Here is a 16,864-nt window from a genome sequence, read left to right as displayed (position 1 = left end):
CGGCGTCCGCAGATGGGACGATCCACAGCGTGATCGGATGGATGCGCCACACTCCGCGCTGGGTGGTCTTATCGGTATGCGTCATCGCCGCCGTCCTGCTCTTCGTCGGCGCTTCCGCGCACATCACCGACCTCCTCAGCCACGGTCTGCACCCGTACGACTGGGCACCGGGGTGGCTCAACCTCTACTGGTCGTCGCTGGCGCTGTTCGACGCCCTCGCCGCCGTGTTCCTGATCACGGGTAAACGCCGGGGAACCGACCTCGCCTGCGCGATCATGGCGACCGATCTCGCCGCCAACTGGTATGCGGTCTACGGCATCCAGCACAGCGATCTCGTCGCTCAGCCCGGCCTTCAACGACTGACCGTCTTCGCCACACTTGTCCTGGGCACGGCGCCGTTCATCCGACGGCACCTCACCAATTGAGCTGATCTCTCAATGCCTGTCCGTCGGCTCCGCGAACCGCCTCAGGACCTGAGCGGAGGCAACAGACGGCCGGCTCGCCGGTCCCGGACCATTAACGGCGTTAACGCCCGCCGCCACCGGCCCTTCTAAACGCCTGCACCACCGGCCCCGTGACCCCCGTGGTCACCAAAGCCATCAGCACGAGCATCGTGAACAGCTCTCCCCCGATGACCCCCAGCCCGAGCCCCACGTTCAGCACCACCAGCTCGGTCACCCCCCGGCAGTTCATCAGCGCACCCAGCATCACCGCTTCGCGCCCCGGCAGCCCCGCCCACAGCGCCGCCCCGGCACCCGCGCCCCACTTCCCGGCGACCGCCACGGCCAGGACCGCCAGCGCCCACCACCACGCGCCGCCGCCCACCAGCAGCCCCAGATCCGTTCTGAGCCCGCTCCCCACGAAGAACAGCGGCAGCAGCACCGGCACCGCGAACTCCCGCATTCGCTCCGCCGCCGCCTCGACCACCCCGGCCCGTGGCAGCACCGCCCCGAAGACGAACGCCCCGAACAGCGCGTGCACCCCCACCACTTCCGTGGTGTACGCCGCCAGGCACAGCCCGCTGCACAAGCCCACCACCGCCCCGGGCCCCGAGCCCGGGCCGCCCCACCGCTCCACAGCCCGGGCGAGCAGCGGCCGCACCCCCCACCACATCACCGCCAGGAACACCCCGGCGAGCACGGCCGTACCGACAACCCCCCAACCACTGCCCGCCGTCCGCCCCTCCCCCGTCGAACCGGCCATGGCCACCACCACCGCCAGCAGGCACCAGGCCACCACATCGGCCACCGCCGCACACGCCATCGCCACCGTGCCCACCGGCGTCCCGTGCAGCCCTTGATCCTCCAGGATCCGCGCCAGTACCGGGAACGCGGTCACGCTCACCGCAACGGCCACGAACAGCACGAACTCCGCCCGCCCCACTCCCTCCGGCGCGTACGCCCCGTACATCGCGAGCGCCAGCAGGGCCCCCAGCCCCAGCGGCATCCACAGGCTCGCCTGGCTGACGGCCACGACGGCCCGCCCCCTCCCCCGCAGCAAGCCGGGCTCCAGCTCAAGCCCCACCAGGAACATGAAGACCAGCAACCCCAGGTTCCCCAACACGCCCAGGTACGGGAGCACCTCCTGCGGCAGCAGCCACCGGCTCGCCTCCGGCCAGAGCCACCCGAGCAGCGAAGGCCCGAGCACGATCCCCACCAGGATCTCCCCCACCACGGCCGGCTGCCCGAGTCTGCGCACCACGGCACCGGCGACACCGCACGCCAGCACGACCACGGGCACGGCCACGAGCACGGCCTCGAGCGGATCACGTATCGCCCCCACCGCTCCAGGCTTCCGCCCGCATCCCCACGCCGCAACGAACGCCCCCACACTTCCAGGGGTTCGCGTTAACGCCGTTAACGCCCCACCGGCGTGTGCGACGGAGGCGCCGGCAGCGACGGGAACGGCACGAGCTGCACCAGCGTCGGTGCCAACGACCCCGGGGCATTAACGCCGTTAACGCCCCCCGAACGCCGCAATGAACCCGGCGGGCCGGCCTACGGACGACACCTCCATACCAATCCGTTAGCAAAACCCAAGCGTGGCGCCCACATCCACCCCAGAACGTTAGTAAAGTCCCTCTCATGACTTCGCCTTCCTCCCAGAGCGACCGCGAGAAGGTCGTCTCCAAGCTGCCCCCGTGGCTCCGCCAGGAGTTGAAAATCCGCACGGCCCAACTCCGGGTGGACATCCAGGACGCCGTCCACCAGGGCATCGCCCAGTGGAGCGCACTCGCGTCCGCCCCCTCCTCCGTCGACACCTCGGGCGCCGAGTCGTTCTCCACCTGGCTGCCCGCCGGGCAGTGGGAGTCCTTCCGCGCCGATGCCAAGGACCGCGGCGTCTCCCTCATCCAGGGACTGGCCCAAGCCGTCAGCCTCTGGCTGGAGATGAACCCGGCCCCCACCGTCAAGCGCCCCTCGGTCGTCCGCCGCATCGTCGTGTGCAACCAGAAGGGCGGCGTCGGCAAGACCGCCGTCACCGCCGGCACCGGCGAGGCGCTGGCCGAGAACCCCGACGCCCTCCACCCCGTGCGCGTGGCCCGCCAAATGGCCCGCCGCTCTTCCCCCGAGGAGGACGCACCCCTCCACCCCTACTCGGCCACCCCGCCCCTGGACCTGGAGGACCTCCCGGGCCTCGGCATGCGCGTCCTGCTGGTCGACTTCGACCCCCAGGGCCACCTCACCAAGCAGCTCGGCCACCACCCGCTCCCCATCGGCGGCGACAGCCTCACCTGTCACATGGCCGGCGAGGCGAAGGGCCCGCTCGCCGATCTCGTCGTCCCCATCGAGCACGACCGCTTCGGCGACCGCCTGCACCTCCTCCCCGCCTGCACGGACGCCTTCCTCCTCGACGTCCGCCTCTCCACCGTCCGCGCCCGCGAGGCATCCCTCGAACGCGCCCTCGCCCCCATCGAGTCCGACTACGACGTCATCCTCATCGACTGCCCCCCGAGCCTGGGCCTGAGCATGGACGCCGCCATCTACTACGGCCGGCGCCGCGACACCGAGCAGCAGGGCGCCTCCGGCGCGCTGATCGTCGTCCAGGCGGAGGACTCCTCGGCCGACGCGTACGACCTCCTCACCTCCCAGATCAACGACCTCCGCGACGACCTCAGCCTCGACATCGATTACCTCGGCCTCGTCGTCAACCTCTACGACGGCCGGCGCGGCTTCATCGCGACGTCCTCGCTCCAGGCCTGGATGGACATAAAGGATCCGCGTGTCGTCGCCGTCGTACCCGACCTCAAGGAACAGCGCGAGGCCGTCCGCATGAAGCAGCCCCTCTTCGTCTACGCCCCCAAGGGCGACCAGGCCGTCGCCCTGCGCGCCCTGGCTCGGGAGATCTCATGAGCAGCAAGGCCGACAAGCTCGGAGTCTCGGCGTCCTTCGCGCGCGCCCAGCCCGTCAGCGTCAGCTCCCGCCGGGCGGCCATCGCAGAGGCCACCGGAGCCCCGACCTCCGGTGTGCTCCCGCCCTCCGAGGTGCCCATCGAAGCCCTCGCCCACAACCCGTTCAACCTCCGCGAGGACCTGACCGAGCTCGACGAACTGGCCCAGTCCCTCGCCTCCCGGGGTCAGCTCCAGCCCCTCGCGGTCGCCACCCGCATGGCCTTCATGGAGGCCCACCCCGGACAGACGGAGGGCCTGGGCCGCGCCCCCTACGTGGTCATCGACGGCAACCGCCGCCTGGCCGCCGCCCACCTGGCGGGGCTGCGCACCCTGCACATCCACGTGAACGACGCCCTCGCCGCGTCGGCCGCGGACATCTTGGAATCGGCGCTCATCGCGAACGTGCACCGCGTCGACGTGGCCCCGATGGACCAGGCCCGCGCCCTCCAGGAGCTCGTGGAGGTGCACGGCTCCCAGGCCCAGGTCGCCAAGCGCCTCGGCAAGACCCCGGCCTGGGTCTCCCAGCGGCTGACCCTGCTGAACCTGACCCCGGCCCTCCAGGAGAAGGTCGACACGGGCGAGCTCAAGGTGGAGCCGGCCCGCCGCATCGGCCGTCTCCCGCAGGACCAGCAGGAGGCCGCGGCCACGGAGTCCCTGAACACCCCCGCGCCGCCCCGTCAGCGCACGACCCCGACACCTCCGCCAGCGCCGGCACCCGCCCGGCCTGTCGTCGCCGTCCCCCCCACACCGACACCCACACCCACCACGACACCCACGATCCGCACGGCCCCCGCAACGGCCGCAACACCCACACCCGCAGCACCCGCAGCACCTGCAGCACCCGTATCCGCCACGCCCCGCATCATGATCGCCACGGACTCACCGGAAACGATCGCGGACGCCCTGACGGCCCACCTCACCCCGGACGACCTCAAGGCCGTCACGGAACTCCTGATGACCCGCATCTGAAACGGGAGGGGACGGGGCAGCACCCACGCCGGGGGCGCTGACGGCATTAACGCCGTTAACGCCCCCACGTACGTTTCACACAGGGGGCGCGGGAGCCACTCCAGCCGACCGATAGCCACCGGCAGGATCCGTGACAGGGACCGGGGGAGGGACCGGGGGAGGGACCGGGGGAGGGACCGGGGGAGGGACTGAGGCGTTAACGGCGTTAACGGTCGCCCGGGCCGCCACCGGGGGAGAGGAAGGGGAAGGGAAGGGTCCGGAGGGACTGAAGGGACTGAAATTCGTCATTACCTTCAGATGTTTTCCAGCCACTGCCTCCACGGCAGCCGGACATGACCCCCCAGCGAAACGGAGACCTCACGCCCATCTCACGGCACAGGAGCGGTGATAAGGACCCCAAGGGTCCGAAGGGACCGAAGGTCTAAAGAGACCGAAGGTCTAAAGGGACCGAAGCCCAACAGGGACCGAAGCCCAACAGGAACCCAACAGGGACCCAAGCCCAAAAGGGACCCAAGGGTCTGAAGTGACTGAAGGGACCGAAGTGACTGAATCAGGCAACTGTGGGCGCAGACAGGCCACGCTGTGACCGTGCGGTCTTCTTGCCGACCTGCCTGGGCGCGATCGTGCGCGGGTCGACGGCCTCGCCCGGCGCGCCTTCCTTGTAGAGACCCTCGGGCTCGGCGTCCCGGTCGTGCGGCAGCAGGTAGAAGACCCGCCGCTTCTGGAGCCCGCTGTCGGGGTCCGCTTCCGCGGTGTCGCCGAGCTCGGTGAAGCCGATCATGCGGCCGTCGCGGTGGTAGCGCGGCTTCCCCCGGCGTCGGGGGGTCTTGTCCAGGGCCTGGCGGACGTAATCGAGCTCTTCAGGGTCTTCCAGCCACACCACTTTGTCCTCGTGGGCGAGATCGCTTGCCGTCAGTAGCGAGCTCATGGCCTGGGTCCTTCCTCGTTCACGTCGGCCCTTCCGGGCCCCTGGGTCCTCCACGCCGCGAGCGGCGCCGGCGCCGAGGCCGATATGCGACGGGGGGACCCTGCGGGCCACCGTCGGCTGGTGGGTCTGTTCATCTTCCTTGTCCATCGTAGGCGTGCCCACCCCGGGGAGGTGGCACACGTGGGCCGATCACGTCGCGTTTGCCCGGTTTGCGTCGTGCGGTGTCTACTCCTCGTCCGCCAAGAGGGCCAGACCGGGGTAGAACTTCTGCCCGTTCGAGCGGAGCATCTCACTGGGTGAGGCGACGCCCACCTCGGCACGGATGCGCGTGGCGAACGCCCGGGTGGTGGCGGGCCGCAAGCCCTCGCCGTCGAGGCACCATGCACTGTAGGCCCGGTAGAGGGCTCCCTGCTCCACTTTCAGATCACGAGAATCCGGCAGGTCCGCCCCGGTGGTGCAGCATTCCGCTAGGAACCGCCCGATGTGGTCCTCGGTGGTGGCGTAGGCCTGGGTGGCGGTACGGACCACGCTGGGTCCGGTCAGGGCCGGCTTGGTCGCCAGGTAGGCCTTGGCACCCTGGATCATCCAGTGGAGGATGCCCGGGCCTTCCTCCTGGACGAGCGCCTCCGCCAGGTTGTCGATCTTGCGGTGGTCGGGGACCACCCGCTCGAAGGGGATCAGCCGGATCCGGCGCCAGAAGGCGTGGCCGCCGGTGCCGACCTCCGGGCGGTGGTTGCCCAGCAGCCACAGCTTGTGGGTCGGCTCGAAGCTGAAGAAGTCCTGCCGCATGCGCCGCGCCTTGAGGCGGTCGCCGCCGGTGAGGAGCTTGACGCGGGCCTCGTCGAACTTGTCGTGCGGCTTGAGCTCGCTGCACACGAACAGGCGACGCCCGTGGAGCTCCGTCAGCTCGGTCGAGTGCTCGTTGAACTTGCCGCGCTCCATGAGGAAGCCGGGCGGGGCCACGTCCGCGTAGTCGCCGAGGATCTTGATGACGACGTCGAGGAGGGCCGACTTGCCGTTGGCGCCGACGCCGTACAGGAAGGGCAGGACCTGGCCGCCGACGTCACCGGTGATGGAGTAGCCGAGCAGGAGATGAAGGAAGTTGATCATCTCCTTGCCCTTGTCGTCGTCCCCGAAGGTCTGGTGGAGGAAGTCGTGGAACCTCGGGGTCTGCATGGCCTCGGGGGCCAAGTGGGTGGCGCGGGAGTGCAGGTCCCGGGTGGGGTCGGGCTTGTGCAGGTCGCCGGTGCGCAGGTCCACGACGCCCGACGGGGTGCACAGGGCGTACTTGTCGCCGTCCAGGGAGTCCGGGTCCAGGGCGAGCTCGGGCGAGGCCTTGGCCTGGGCGAGCATGGCCTTCACGCCCGAGGTGGACATGGCGCGCTTGCGGTGCTGGGCCAGTTCCCGGTCGGTGAAGACGCCGTGCGGGTCGTGGCCGGGCAGCTCCTCCGCCATCTCGCCGGCGGCCCAGATCGCGGCCTTCTCACCGCCGGTGCGCTTCCACCGGTACTCGTCCCACACGTACCAGCCCAGTCCCTCCACGTGGCGGAACCGGTCGTGGTGCAGGTGTGCGAACAGCTTGGCGTTGCCGCGGTCGGTGAGGTTGCGCAGGAGGCCGGCGGAGATGAAGTCGCCCGCGGTGGCAGCTGCCGGGGCTGCGCTCTGCTGGGCGGGCAGGCGCCGGCCGCCGCGCCGGCCGCGCTTGGCGGTGCCCGCGGGCGTACCGGCGGCGGTGTCGGCGGAGACGTCGGCGGCGCCCTTGGCCGAAGGGTCGGCCGAGGGGCCGGCCGAGGGGCCGGCGGGGGAGTCCGTGGTGAACGCGGCGAGCTGTTCCGCCGCGGCCTGGGCGTTGAACCCCGTGCTTCCGGCGCTGCTCATGGGCGTTCCTTGGGGTGGATGGGTCGGTTGCTTCCGGCGCGCAGCCCCGTTTCGACGATGTGGCGGTTCCGGCGCGGCTGGTGGGGTCGTGCGTGGTCCGCGGCGTCGAGGAGCAGCCGGCGGCACTCTTCGGGCTCGAAGTGGCCCGCGGCGGCCAGCCCGCCCGCGGTGAAGGCCGCCCGGTTGAGCTTCTCGCTGAAGGCCGTTCCGGCGGGGCTGGCTCCGCAGGCCCGCACCTCGTCGATGAGCGGGGCGAGGACGCGTTGTCCGGCCCGTCCGGGCCCTCGGAGACCCTGAACCTTTGGAAGGTCCTGACGCGCCGCCACAGGGCCGTCTGAGGGCTTTGTGGGGGTGGTGTCGACCAGGTGCCCGGTGCGGGCGAGTTCGGCCGTCAGCCACAGCGGCAGGGGCGCCGGGAGCCGTGCGCCGGGCAGCGCCTCGTACACACCGGTGGCCGTACGCGTCGTGGGCGCCACGATGTAGCCGCCGACGGAACGGACGTCGACCTGCCAAGCGAGCGCGACCTTGGGGCTCGATCCGCTGGAGGACCGGAAGCGCGGACCGTCCTTGGGGGCCCGGTACCAGACGTGCATGCCCCCGGAGGGGGTACGGACGCGCAGGGTCGAGGTGTCGTCGCACGGGTTGGGCCGCGAGCGGTACGCCGCCAGGAGCGCCAGGGTGTCGAATCCGCTCTCCAGCCCGGTCAGGTCCACCCGGTCGTCGACCGGGATTCCGGGCAGCAGCCGCTGACGGTCGGGCAGCGGGGCCGGGTGGGCGTCGACGTCGATGACCACGAGCCGTGCCGGGCCGCAGGAGACCCCGACGCCGAACCCGGGCTCGCTCTCCCACCAGCGCAGCACCGTGGGCACGTCCGTGGTGGCCGCGTGGAAGCCGTGGCACCAGCGGCCGTGGGCGTGGCAGGGGCATTCCTGCGGGAGGTGCCGGCCGCCGCGGCAGTCGGGGCAGTTCGGGGCGGGCGTTTTGGTCCCTGGTGCCAGCGGGTGCACCGGGTAGCCCCGCAGCGCCAGCCAGGCCGCCACGTCCTGCGCCGTCCTGCCACGTGCACCCTGTGGCAGGTTCTCGGAATGGACGGGCACTGGCTCTTCCTTGACGCATTGTGAGCGGCTGCGGCTCCGGTCCCGGAGCCGGTTCCCGAGGAGTCTGTTGACCTGCACCTCAGGGACCAGAGGGACTGAAGATTCACTATGTCGGAGACTACCCCAGAGACTGCCGCACCCCGGGATGCAATCTCCGCAATATCGAAAGTTCAGTCCCTTCAGTCCCTCAGTCCCTGACATTTTCCAACCGGTTTGTCCGGAGAAGCCCCTTCTCCGGAGCCAGCGCACCCTCGGGCGTGTCGCAGGCGGCCCCGACCCCTCGCCCCCGACCGCCCCGCTCCCACGGACCTGCACCCCCCCCTCCGCTCTCCGCCGTGCGTCCCTCCGCCGCGCCGTCCATGCCCCGCTCGCCCGTGGAGGGAGCAGCCCACCGCCGGTCCCTGTCCCTCCGGCAGCGAAACGGTCCCGGTGGCCCGGCCCCGGGTCTTCGGGTCTTCGGGTCTTCGGTCCCTGCGTCCTCGGTTCTCGGTCGTCCGGTCCCTCGGTCCCTTTCAGTCCCTGCACCCCGTCGAGCCCCCAGAGCCGGTTCCGGAACCGGGCCCACCGGCCCAGGGTCTGAACCCGCCTGATGTGCGTTCAGTCCCTGTGCGTTCAGTCCCTGGGAAAAGCTGCAGGTCAGAGCCCTGGATACAGGGACTGAGGGACTGAAGGGACTCAGAATCACTATTTCCAGCCTTTACGTGCGTGCGTGTATGCGCGCCCGTAAGTAATCAGTAGGTATTACTGGAGTAGCGTGGGCAGCTCATAACTAGAGATTTGAGTCCCTTCAGTCCCTCTCAGTCCCTGCCCGAGCCGCTGACCTGCAGGTTTATTCAGTGACCGAAGGGACAGGGACTGAAGGGTGCCCACCGGGCTTCAGTCCCCCGGGACGGGGGGAGGGGGTACCGCGGGAGGGGGGTCGATCCGCGCCCCCGGAGACAGGGCAGGGACCGAACGGGAAGCCGTGCGTCCCGGAGCCGGAGAGGAACCCATGGTCGTGGAGCCGACGCAGGAGCAGCTGGCAGCCCGTGAGGTGTTCGCCGGGGGCCGGGACCTGGCGCTCGTCGCAGGTGCCGGGACGGGCAAGACGTCCACCCTCGTCCTCATGGGCGCGGCCACCGGCAGGAAGGGCCTGTACATCGCCTTCAACCGGGCGATCGCGGACGACGCCCGCACCCGCTTCGGCCGCAACGTGGAGTGCCGCACCGCTCATTCCCTGGCCTTCCGGGCCGTCGGCCACCTCTACCGCGACCGCTTGGACGCCTCCGCGCGGATCCCGGCCCGCCACACGGCCCGCCTCCTCGGCATCACCCGCGACCTGCACGTCAACTCCCGCCAGATCAAGGCCCCCCACCAGGCACGCCTGGTCATGGGCATGGTCCGCACGTTCTGCTACACCAGCGACCGGCAGGTCACGGCCCGGCACATGGAACAGGTCAACGGCCTGGACGACGCCGGCCAGGAGTACCTGGCACGCACCCTGCTGCCGTACGCGCACCGGGCGTGGGAGGACATCTGCTCCCGTCACGGCCGGCTGAGGTTCGAGCATGACCACTACATGAAGCTGTGGGCGCTGACCGAGCCGCAGCTGGGGGCCGATTTCGTCCTGCTGGACGAAGCCCAGGACACCAACCCGGTCCTGGAGCAGGTCTTCCTGTCGCAGGACGCCCAGCGGGTGTGCGTGGGCGACCCGGCCCAGCAGATCTACGGCTGGCGCAACGCGCGTGACGTGATGACCGGCTTCCCGGCCGAACAGCTGCACCTCACCCGGTCCTTCCGGTTCGGGCCCGCCATCGCGGAGGTCGCCAACCGCTGGCTCGCCCACGCCGGCTCCGACATGCGGCTGACCGGCCACGGCCACGACTCCCGCGTCGGTGGGGCGCCCCGTGCGCAGGCCGTTCTGTGCCGCGGCAACGCGGACGCGATGGGCGAGGTCCTGTCCTGCCTCGAAGCCGGCGTCCCGGTGGCGCTGACCGGCGGCGGCAGCGCCCTCCAGCGCATCGCCACGGCGGCCCTGGAGCTGAAGGCCGGCCGGCGCACCAGCCACCCCGAACTGTTCCTGTTCGCCTCCTGGGGCGAAGTGCAGGAGTACGCGGAGCAGGACAAGGCGGGACAGGACCTCAAGGCGATCGTGCACCTGGTCGACGCCTACGGCCCGGACCGGATCATCGAGGCGGTGAACGGGCTGTCCCCCGAGGAGGCCGCCGAGGTCACCGTCTCCACCGCGCACAAGGCCAAGGGCCGCGAGTGGCCCTCCGTACGCATCGGCAAGGGCTTCATGGCGCCCTCGGTCGACGACGAGGGCCTGCAGCGCCCGCTGAGCCAGGCGGAGGCACGCCTGATCTACGTCGCGGTCACGCGCGCCCGCCAGCTGTTGGACCCGGACGGCATCGCCTGGATCGACGACTACGAGACCACGACGGCGGCCACGGGCGGCGACGGCACCGTGGCCGGCCGGCCGCTGATCGAGCTGAGCCTGACCGGGCAGCTGAAGTACGGCGCTTCACCGGTCTCCCGGTTCATGGCCGCCCACCTACCGCACACCCAGCACCTGGTCCGCGACTACCAGGCGTTCCTCGCCCGACTCCCGCACCCCGTCCAGCCGATCGACGTGCGGTACCCCCAGTGGACGGCCCTCGGGCACGCCATCGACTACCGGATCCGCCTGCACCTCGGAGGGCGGCCCGGACCCGCCGTCGACGCGGGCGTCATGCTCCTCGGGGACGACGTTCCGCTGCGCGGGGCACCGGGGCCGGAGGCCCGCAAGGCCCTCCACACCGCGGGCGTGGAGCTCCTGGCCGCCGTCGACGCCGGCGGCCGGTCCTCCGCCGACCTCAACCGCCTCTGCTTCGTCGCCGCCTTCTTCGAGGACGTCGCCCGCACCGGGGAGGTCCGCCGCTTCAGCCCGCTCGGCGCGGCCACGCCCGACACCGGCCTGGACGATCTGACCGCGGCCGTCCCGCAGTACGCCGTGGACGACATCGACCAGCAGATGCGGCTCGCGTACGGTCCCTTCGCCCCGTTCCGCGCCCTGCCGCCGGCCGCCCGGGTCTGCGGCCCGGTCTTCGCCGGCAGTGAGGACATCGGCGGGGCCGACGGCGACTTCGTCCTGGGCGGCTGCCTGCTCGACTGCAAGGCGACCAAGGATCCGCGCCGCCTGGGCCGTGAGGAGGTGTACCAGCTCGCCGGCTACCTCCTGCTGGACTACGACGACCGGTTCGGCATCGACCGGGTGGGCCTCTACCTCTCCCGCCAGGGCGGCATGATCACCTGGGGGGCGGCGGACTTCCTCCGGCGCCTCGGCGCCACCGCCGGGCTCCCGGAGTTACGCTCCCGCCTCCGCCACCACCTCCGCACCTGGCGGGTTCCGCCGCCCCGTGTCGCGCCCTACAGCTCGAACTCGATGTGCTCCAGGTCGGTGTACTCGACGAGCAGGCCCTGAGCCCGGCGCCCGTGGTCCTTGAAGTACGTCTCCTGCAGGCCCTCGGCGGCGATCTGCCGCAGTCGCTGCTCGGTGGCCCCGGCCTCCTGGGCCTCGAAGAGGCGCCCGGCGAAATCGGGCGGGAGCGCCACGGTGAGATGGCGCAGCCGGGCGTCGTCAGTGGTGCCGGGGGCGGCGGTGTAGCCGAACCGGGCCCGCGTGTCGATCATGATGCCGCCGGTGGTGGCGGCGGCCTTCCTGGCCCGGGCCCGGACCTGCGGCTGCCACCGCCGCCTCACCTCCCGCTCCATTCGGGCGGCGAGCTCCGGCCGGGGACGCCTGATCTGCTCCTTCACGTACCGTTCGACGGTGCGCCGGCTGATGCCGAGCAGCCGGGCGACGTCCCCGGTGCGGCCCTTGTACTGCTTGACGAGGTAGCGCATCCGGGCGCCGGCGCTCTTGGGGACGGGGCGGGTGAACGCCCGTTCCAGCGCTTCCTCAAGTCCTTCCCCGACCGTGGCCATCGGGTTCTCCCTACTCTCCGTTGTCCTGGGCGGTGATCTGGCCGTCCTTGATGTACCGGGCGAGGTTGAGTTCGCTCCCGTGCTCCTCGCGGACCCCTTCGGCCCACAGCACGGTCTGGGTGCCCTCGTGCTTGACCATGCCGGGGGAGACGCCCAGTTGGAAACCGCCCTTGAGGGGCTTGCCGTCCTCGTAGGGGAGGAAGTCGAGCGGGCTGGGCCCGTCGGAGGCGTACACGGCGCAGTCGGACAGGACGGCGACGGGGAACCGGCCGGTGGCGGCGGCGAGTTTGAGCATCTTGCGGTGCATGTTGATCCGCGTACGGGAGATGACGGCCGCGCGGATGTCCGGGCGCCAGGTCGGGCGCAGCAGCGCCGGCCAGGGCTGGCCCGGGCGCCAGCCGCCGCCCCGGGGCCGTTCGCGGAGCTTGCCGATGCCGCCCTTCACGGTCGCCTTGACCGCGGACAGGACCAGTGCCAGGTCGGGGTCGACCTCCCGGTGCCGGGCCATCGCGTCCAGGAAGGCCTGCGGCTCCATGCCGGTGGTGACGCCGAGATCGGCCATGGTGGCGACGTACGCGTCGCGCAGCCGCTGGTACCAGGCGTCCAAGTACCGGCCGGTCTCCTCACGGAGGTAGCCCTCGACGGGCGCGACGTCGTAACCGAGTTCCACCGCATAGGCGACGGTCGGCGTGGCGTACCAGGCCGGCCCCTGCGGCCGCTCGCCGGTCGGGGTGAACGGAGACGGCAGCCGCGGGTCGAGCTCCACATGCGAAAGGTCGACGAGCCAGCACCCGGGTACCTTCGCGTCGAACGCGGGCCGGGTGGCACGGGTGGGCGCTCCGAGCCCGACGACGGCGCCGTTCGCCCCCGCGGCGAAGGCCATGTTGACGTCGATGCCCACCACGTACGGCTTGAGGCACTCCTCGTCGGTCAGCGGCCGGGCCCAGTCGTACGCCTCCTCCAGCAGGACCTCGGCGGGCCCGCGCTGGTGGAACCGCGGCAGATGCGCGAGGAGCGGATGCCCGTCCGGGGCCTCCGGTGGTGCGCAGTCCACCGGCTGGCTGCCGAGCGAGCCGGGATTGCGTTCACTGTGGCGGCGGCCGTCGGCATCGGGCCGGCCGGCCCGCGTCGGCGGGTGCAGGGCGGTCATCAGTTCCAGGCCGTTGACCGCGGTGGACCCGCGCGGGGTGATGACCCGGCTCGCGTACGTTCCCAGCAGCCGGGCGAGCTCGGCCGGCGGCAGCTCCGCGGCCCGCCCCCAGGAGCGGCTGTCGAGGGCGTCCCAGCCCAGGACGCACAGCTGGACGCAGGACCGCTTGCCGCCCTGCGCGGGCCGGTAGATCCGCGCCCACGGCCCGAGCCCGCGCCGCGTCAGCTGCCACTGGGCCTTCGTGAGCTGCTTGACGACCTTGTGGCCGTCCGGCAGCCGCCCGGCGTGCCGCTCCTCCTCGGACAGCCTGGCCGGCAGCCCGTACCGCTCGGCAGCGGCATCGGTCAGCACGATCACGGGATCGGCGTCCCGCCCGTTGGCGTTCAGCCGCGGAGCACCGAGACCGGCCTCCGCCAGCGTCCACTCCACCAGGGCCGGCAGGGACTTGGCGGGCACGTCCAGCACGAGCCCGCCGACGCAGTACGCGACGACCCGCCGCTCCGCATCAGCATCGACGACGGCGAGCGGCCCGTGCGGGAACCGCGCATCAACCACGGCCGATGCCCCGGACGCCGCCACCGGGGCCGCCCGGGACACCCGGGGCGCCACCTCCACGACGGGAGGGGCGGAAGACGCGGGAGCGGCGGGAGGAGCGGGGGAGGGAGGAGCGGGGGAGGGAGGCGCAGGGGAGGCGGCAGGAGCGGGGGACGCGGGGGCAGCGGGGGCAGCGGGGGCAGCGGGAGAAGCGGGGGAGCCGACGCTCTCCACCAGGGGGAAGCGCTCGGCAAGACCCTCCAGCAGCCGGGCGTAGGCGGCCCGCTTCGGCGGGCGGGGCTCGGTCCGGCCTGCCTCCCAGCCGCTCACGGTCTCGCGCCGGGTCTGCAGCGCGGCCGCGATCTGGTCCTGGCTCAGCCCGGCGGCCTCCCGCAGCCGCTTCCGCTCGGCCGGCGGCGGTAGGGGATCCTGGGCGATCCGTTCCAGCAGCGCATCCACCGCGCTGAACAGCTCGTTCTCCGTAGACACAGAGATCACCTCCGCCTACACCCTACCCCCGACCGCCCGCAGAACACACGCGAATCGCACGCAGATCGCACCTTTCCAGTGGTGAGTCGCCTGCCCTCCTCCCGCTGTGAGGCTACGGACCAGGGCCAGCGGGTCCTCGTCGACCACGGTGACCGCTGGCCGGGGGTAAGGGCTGGTGATTCGGCGCTGCCAGTCCCTGGGGCTCGCGCACGAAGCCCGGGCGGGGATCCACCCCGCACCGGGCGGTGGGAGCGCGCGGGCGGTGCGTCGACACCGATGACGGTCCGCTCGGGCATGATCGGCTCCGATCAGACTCGGCGGTGGGGTGGTGTGGCGTGGGGGAGTGGCGGACCGATCCGACGTTCGTGATGTGTCGGGCGTTGGTGGACGGGGCGGAATCGTCCTCGTTCGCGGGCGGGCCGTTCGATGTGCGGGCCGTGGTGGCGGGCATTCGGGCAGAGGCCAAGGACGGATTCCTGCTCGACGAAGTCCCCTGGGAGCACTTCCCGCAGGGGGATCGTGTCAGGGAGGCGGTTCACCTACTGCACACCGGCGACTCGCCCGTTCGCACCGGAAGGGGCGTTGTGAGCGGCATGTGTGCCAACGACATGCGGGCCGCCGCCGTGCTCGCCGTACCGTTCCTGATCCGGATCGCCGCCGACCCCCGCCACCCTTACCGTGCCGACGCGCTCGCCGAGGTTTCCGCCCCGGCCCGCGCCCGCTACTTCGGCGTCGCCTCCCGCGACGAACTGCTGCTCCATCGAGCCGACGCCCAGTACGACGACCTCTACGACGACTACGGCGCCGAGGTGACCGGCTACCCAGCGGGCTGGTCGGTCGCCGCCGCCCGGGCCGCGATCACCGCCGACACCACCCTCCTGCGGCCCCTTCTCGACGACCCCGACCCTGCGGTCCGGATCCGTGCCGCCTACGCACTGGCCACCGCCGCCGACCCCGACCGCGCGGTCCGGGCCGCCTTCCGCGCCCGTCTCGCCGGCGAGCAGGACCCGATCGTCCGCCCCGCCCTGGTCCTCGCCACCGCCGAAGCCACCCGCGCCCACCCCCACCCGCCGACCACCGCGTGGATGCGAGAGCGGTGGCGGGACCGGACACGGGCGCCCGAGGTCCGGCTGGCCGCCGCTATCGGCTGGCTCTGCCTCACCGATGAACCCGCGCCCGACGACCTGCGCGCCGCCGTCGACGACCTCGCCACCGGCGAGCGCGCCCGCGCCATGGACGACCTGCCCTGGATGGCGGCGGCCGGCGGATCCGACGAGACGGGACTGCAGCGCTGCGTCCGCGCGATGCTCCACCCCGAACGGCCCGATCCGGCGGGGTACGACGACCCCTGGGCGCCGCGCCACTGAACAAGGCGTACCCGTTGAGCGTGGTGGAACAGGATGATCTTGGACCCTGCTCGTTCACCTTTCACGGACGGACGCGCGCCGTGGACCGCACCTCCTCACGCACACGACGGCACGGGCTGCAGGGCCGTGACCTCGCTGAGCGCCACGGTCACGGTGCGGCCGTCCGCCCGGACGGCCAAAGACCCGTAGTCGCTCTCACTCAGGGGTCCGCAGAACGTGCCCGTTGCGGTGCTCACGCGGACGAGGCTCTGCTTCGCGGTCTCCGCCTTCGGGGTTTCTGCTTTCGCAGGCCACCAGGAAGCCGCCGCCGACAGGGCGAGCAGCGCGACGGCGGTGAAGGTGAGGGCGATCCCGGTGCGCAGGGCACCACTGGTTCGCCGCGGGTCGGCCGGGCGGGCCACGGTCCGGTAGAGGGGCCAGGCCGCGAGGCCGACGAGGAAGATGGCGAAGCAGGCGACGGCCAGGGAACCCAGCGCCAGCAGCCCGGCCAGTACCTGGATGTCTCGCGGGACCCCCGCCGGTCCGCTGCCCTTCAGTACCCCGCACAGGCCGATGAAGCCGAGGACGGCCAGTTGGATGCCGTGCCAGCCCTTGGCGGTCGCCTGCAGGTCATCCGGGGCCGGCGCCTGTTCGTGCGCGGCATCGCTCGTCATGCCCTCAGCCTCCTTCCCGCGGGTCGATCGTCGCAGCTGCGCCCACCGGTCACGGCGACCGCCCGCGGCGCGGACGTGCCATTCACCCGCCCGCCGTACCACCAGTTCCCCACAAGCGGCTCACCGGTTCCCGCGCAGCCGTCCTCCGCCCCCGTACGTTCAGTCGCTTTCGTGTGCCGGCGCTCGGAACGCGGTGCGGTGGGCGCGGGGTGTGGTTCCCGTGCGGAGGGCGAAGTGGTGGCGGAGGGTGTCGATGCTGCCGAAGCCGGTGCGCCGCGCGAAGGTACGGGGTGACATGGCGGCTCGGGCTGCCAGAACCGTGACTCTACGTCTGCAACCGTCTTGCCGAGGACCCGCAACGACTCCTGCAGGCGGTCCTCGACGCACCGGCCGCTCCCCGAGCTTGACGTCACCCGGACCGAGGGACGGCAAGCGGTGCCGGCGAACTGCCTGCTCGACGCTCGGG

Annotated in this window: 12 protein-coding genes; 5 read left to right on the top strand and 7 right to left on the bottom strand. The window is 71.8% G+C overall.

All coding sequences use genetic code 11. The annotated features are described in order from the left end of the window. The first annotated feature begins 29 nt into the window (after positions 1–29). The gene (locus ACFV7Q_RS12185; RefSeq protein WP_385427190.1) at positions 30–425 is read left to right on the top strand and encodes a hypothetical protein; all 396 of its coding nucleotides are present in this window, start codon (positions 30–32) and stop codon (positions 423–425) included. Between the two features lie 100 nt (positions 426–525). Here the strand turns inward: ACFV7Q_RS12185 and ACFV7Q_RS12180 are convergent, their stop codons facing one another. Continuing rightward, positions 526–1,782 (bottom strand): cation:proton antiporter, encoded by a 1,257-nt coding sequence (locus tag ACFV7Q_RS12180; RefSeq protein ID WP_385427187.1) that lies wholly within the window; start codon positions 1,780–1,782, stop codon positions 526–528. A 302-nt stretch (positions 1,783–2,084) separates the two neighbouring features. Here ACFV7Q_RS12180 and ACFV7Q_RS12175 point away from each other — a divergent pair, with 302 nt between their 5' ends. Next, positions 2,085–3,350, top strand: a complete 1,266-nt coding sequence (locus ACFV7Q_RS12175; RefSeq protein ID WP_385427184.1) for a ParA family protein — start codon at positions 2,085–2,087, stop codon at positions 3,348–3,350. Next, positions 3,347–4,357 carry a ParB/RepB/Spo0J family partition protein gene (locus ACFV7Q_RS12170; RefSeq protein ID WP_385427181.1) on the top strand — a complete coding sequence of 337 codons (1,011 nt, stop codon included), beginning with the start codon at positions 3,347–3,349 and terminating at the stop codon, positions 4,355–4,357. The genes ACFV7Q_RS12175 and ACFV7Q_RS12170 overlap by 4 nt, the downstream gene beginning before the upstream one ends. A gap of 550 nt (positions 4,358–4,907) precedes the next feature. On the opposite strand, the gene ACFV7Q_RS12165 is transcribed toward ACFV7Q_RS12170, so the two are convergent. From ACFV7Q_RS12165 to ACFV7Q_RS12155, 3 genes are all read right to left on the bottom strand, one after another. Beyond that, complete coding sequence (locus ACFV7Q_RS12165) at positions 4,908–5,285, bottom strand: DUF6009 family protein (RefSeq protein ID WP_385427179.1); 378 nt, start codon at positions 5,283–5,285, stop codon at positions 4,908–4,910. Positions 5,286–5,510: 225 nt separating this feature from the next. Then, complete coding sequence (locus ACFV7Q_RS12160) at positions 5,511–7,163, bottom strand: phage/plasmid primase, P4 family (protein ID WP_385427176.1); 1,653 nt, start codon at positions 7,161–7,163, stop codon at positions 5,511–5,513. After that, positions 7,160–8,260, bottom strand: coding sequence for a bifunctional DNA primase/polymerase (locus ACFV7Q_RS12155; protein ID WP_385427173.1), 1,101 nt, complete (start codon positions 8,258–8,260; stop codon positions 7,160–7,162). The genes ACFV7Q_RS12160 and ACFV7Q_RS12155 overlap by 4 nt, the downstream gene beginning before the upstream one ends. A gap of 991 nt (positions 8,261–9,251) precedes the next feature. Here ACFV7Q_RS12155 and ACFV7Q_RS12150 point away from each other — a divergent pair. Then, a complete protein-coding gene (locus tag ACFV7Q_RS12150) occupies positions 9,252–11,702 on the top strand; it encodes a UvrD-helicase domain-containing protein (protein WP_385427172.1) in 2,451 nt (816 codons plus the stop codon). Here ACFV7Q_RS12150 and tpg read toward each other — a convergent pair. Together tpg and tap are read right to left on the bottom strand one after the other, a co-directional pair. After that, complete coding sequence (gene tpg / locus ACFV7Q_RS12145; protein ID WP_385427169.1) at positions 11,648–12,205, bottom strand: telomere-protecting terminal protein Tpg; 558 nt, start codon at positions 12,203–12,205, stop codon at positions 11,648–11,650. The genes ACFV7Q_RS12150 and tpg overlap by 55 nt on opposite strands. A gap of 10 nt (positions 12,206–12,215) precedes the next feature. Further along, a complete protein-coding gene (gene tap / locus ACFV7Q_RS12140; protein WP_385427166.1) occupies positions 12,216–14,378 on the bottom strand; it encodes a telomere-associated protein Tap in 2,163 nt (720 codons plus the stop codon). A gap of 593 nt (positions 14,379–14,971) precedes the next feature. Here tap and ACFV7Q_RS12135 point away from each other — a divergent pair. Continuing rightward, positions 14,972–15,745 carry a hypothetical protein gene (locus ACFV7Q_RS12135; RefSeq protein WP_385427163.1) on the top strand — a complete coding sequence of 258 codons (774 nt, stop codon included), beginning with the start codon at positions 14,972–14,974 and terminating at the stop codon, positions 15,743–15,745. A gap of 95 nt (positions 15,746–15,840) precedes the next feature. On the opposite strand, the gene ACFV7Q_RS12130 is transcribed toward ACFV7Q_RS12135, so the two are convergent. Continuing rightward, positions 15,841–16,398 (bottom strand): hypothetical protein, encoded by a 558-nt coding sequence (locus ACFV7Q_RS12130; RefSeq protein WP_385427160.1) that lies wholly within the window; start codon positions 16,396–16,398, stop codon positions 15,841–15,843. Between the last annotated feature and the right edge of the window lie 466 nt (positions 16,399–16,864).

It is taken from the genome of Streptomyces sp. NPDC059851, from assembly GCF_042732005.1.
In the GTDB taxonomy this organism is placed as follows: Bacteria; Actinomycetota; Actinomycetes; order Streptomycetales; family Streptomycetaceae; genus Streptomyces.
Note: the sequence above shows the minus strand (reverse complement) of the source record. Positions and strands in the feature narration are given on the sequence as shown.